Origin of the sequence: Shinella sp. M31 (genome assembly GCF_049199205.1) — a bacterium.
Lineage (GTDB): Bacteria > Pseudomonadota > Alphaproteobacteria > Rhizobiales > Rhizobiaceae > Shinella.
This window is the reverse complement of sequence record NZ_JBLZPH010000020.1, coordinates 1-3,026: the sequence shown is the minus strand read 5'-3', so window position 1 is coordinate 3,026 and position 3,026 is coordinate 1. Positions and strand designations below refer to the sequence as shown.

Here is a 3,026-nt window from a genome sequence, read left to right as displayed (position 1 = left end):
GCGCCCGTCATTGCGAGTTGGCGCATGTCTTCCTCTCGGGCGTATCCGTAAGGATGGATGCCGTCCTCGATCGTGCGCGTGATGACGCCGGTCGTGGCGTTGGGCGAAGTCGATGCAAGCGTGAGGTCAAAGCTGCCGTCGTTGGGGACGAAGGCTTGCGCGAAGCAGATATGGAACCGGCTGTCGGCGATTTGCGCCTGTAGATCGAGCAGCGCGCGGTAGGCCTGCACCTCGACCGGCCAATCGAGGTCTTCATCCGGCGTTCGCGCCGTGCCAGGCAGCATGAAGATGATCGGCTTCGTGGCGCTGTAGGCCCGCCAGCGTCGAATGAGCAGGGCCAGTTCCGCCTTGATAAGGGCGTAGGCACTGCTCGTATTCAGGCGGCGGACGTCATTGCGACAAAGAACGAGGCTCAGCATGTCTGGCGCAGCAAGGCCGAAACGGCTGAAATAGGCGGCAAAGTCGATGAAGTAGCCATTGCGAAGGTCGGCGTCATCCACAACGCCATCGTCGATGACGATCAGCGGATTGAACGTCCGTTTGGTCGAGGTGTCGGCCGCCAGATATGCCGCCTCCCCGCCGATCGAGACGGGCGAAAGCGTCGTCGTCAGGTAGTTGGTGTAGTCGGCCAGCTCGATGCCGGGCCGGCACTCGCCGGAAAATGTCGGATCCAGCACAAAGTGGTTGGTCACTCCAGAAGGCGTGTTGTTTTCCGTCGGCGTTGTGCCGATCCACGTCGGGGTGACACCCCAGTCCAGATACGCCTGGTGCTGGTAGTAGAGGCCCTGGTAGGTGCCGATCGAGTCGGTCAGTGACAGGATCTTCGGCGTCAGCCCCGTGAGAGATGCGAGTGTGGCAATCCGCGTCGTCAACCTCAACTCGGACGCATTCTTCGCGTCCCAACTTTTCGGGCGAACGATCAGCGTTGCACCGCCGGCCATGTCGGAGGGCCTAATTTGCGTCGAGGAAACGAATGAGCGCGCCTTGTAGGCAGCCCCTGTCCGCGGGAAGATCGACGCCTGCACGAGCGCGGCATCCATTCGGTTCGTCAGGATGTTGTCGACGACCAGCGTGCTTTCCTCGCCCTCAACCGCGTAGAGGTATTTGCCAAGATAGAGCTCAAGACTTTGCGGTTGCGGGATTTCGGTCGGCTCTTGCGACGCGCTTTCCGTCGGCATATTGGGCCGCCAGAGAACATGCCCCCAGAGGTCTTGAATTTCGAACGAGCGGAGCGGCCAGGCATCAATGCGAATGCCATTGATCATGCTGCTCTTGGCGCCGAGACGAGCGAAGGTGTAGCCGGGAGACGCGCCGAATTCGATATCGCCGCCGACCGCCTGCGGATCGATCTGCATGCCGCCGATATAGACCATGCCATCAAGGCCGATGCGCATCAGCGTGTTGCCGTAGAGATCTTCCCATCGGTAAGCGTCGACGCCATCATCGGTGACAAGCTGCATTTGGCGCTGCCGCCAGAAGCGCACGACGCCGCCAGCTTCGCCGCGCAGAAGCACGCGGTCGCCGGGAAACATCTGCACGTCTTTTCCGTCGTTATCCCCCTTGAGGAGCGCCCCGACCTTGAAGAGCGGTGAACCGTCAACACGAAGCGACCTTTCCCGGTCGACGCCGAGCGTGACAGCCGAGACTGTGACGTCGCCGGTCAACGGCACGTATTCGCCAGTCACGTTGTCGATGTCGATCGTGGCGGCGGTCGCGACACTGTTGGCGTTCTTGCGCAGCGCATCTAGGGCCGATGGCACCGCGGTGTTCTGCTCACTGACCAGCGCAAACAAAATCGCATCCGTGCCGACGAGTGGCGCGGTCGTGTTCTTGCAGGTATACGTCTTGCCTTTCGACGCCGTGCCGGCCGCCACATAGAACGTCGCGCCTAGAAGTTCAGCGCCCGTATCGGCGTCTGTCGTGCGAACTGGAGCGCCGGCCGCCTGGACCAGATAGATGCCGTTCTCCTTTGGGTCGGTGCGGCCATCCATGAAGAACCGCTCGCCGGACGCCGCAACACGTCCGTCATGGGTCGTTCCGTTCACGAACGCCGTTGCAAGGGCGCCAGTTGAGGTTGATCGAAAGGTGACGTTATCAAGCGTTTTACGGCCGGTCGCAGCAATTGCTTTTGCTTCGTCAACCCCAGCCTGAAGTGCGTCCACTCGCGCCTGGATCGTCCCGCCGACGACACTGCGGATTTCGGCCTTGTCTGGTTCCGTCGGGTTGCTGGTCGGCCCATCCGAATAAACGGCGTTGAACGCAGATTGGATTTCGTTTGCCATAGCGGCTCCCATGCGAAATGCCTCCGGCGCTCGGCCAGAGGCATTTTCGTGAACGGTGGTTGGTTAGATGACCGTGACGGTTACCGGGCCTGAGACTGGACCAGCGGTGCCAGAGACGTTGAGAACCGCAGCGCGGTAGTCCCATACGCCTTGTGGCTGCTGCGCTGCTGTTTTGATGTAGCCGAAGACGTTGTCCATCTGGACGACGGCGTTGGTGCTAGCCAGAGCGCCAAACGTGTTGTTGCTCGCGCTGACAGCGGTCAGGGAACCGTATTTGAAGCCAGCCGTGGTGTAGGCGGGTCCTGTCACGGTCGTGCCACCGGTGAGCCGCATCGTCAGCGACGCGGATGTGCCGGTGATGCTATCGATCGTCTCCGCATAGTGCACCTCATCGCCAACAGCGAGGGTGAGGCCGCCCCAAGCGATCGCACCGCCGCTCGTCGCAGAATGCGAAGCCTTGCCCGCACTGATCGTCCAGCCCGTCCCAAGCGTCGGCGGAGGGCCGGCGGCGCTAAAGTCACCATTGGTCGTGAAGAACGTTGGCGCAGTGCCAAGGGTGTAGGCGAACGTTGTACCGGGAGAAACCCCAATCTCGGCCACCTTATCGGTAGCCGCGTTGAAGGTTCCGCCGCTGACCGTGCGATAAATCGCCATAGTCACGGCATGGCTATCGTTTTTCACCGAAACGTTGAACGGCGCCGTCCCATAGTGCGGGCTCGCGCTTGCCTCGGTGAAGGAAGCCAG

Annotated in this window: 2 pseudogenes; both read right to left on the bottom strand. The window is 61.5% G+C overall.

Annotated elements, in window-relative coordinates:
• Positions 1-2,282, bottom strand: a pseudogene (locus tag ACOZKU_RS03470) (hypothetical protein); the annotation flags it as partial.
• A 63-nt stretch (positions 2,283-2,345) separates the two neighbouring features.
• Positions 2,346-3,026 (bottom strand): annotated as a pseudogene (locus ACOZKU_RS03465) (hypothetical protein); the annotation flags it as partial.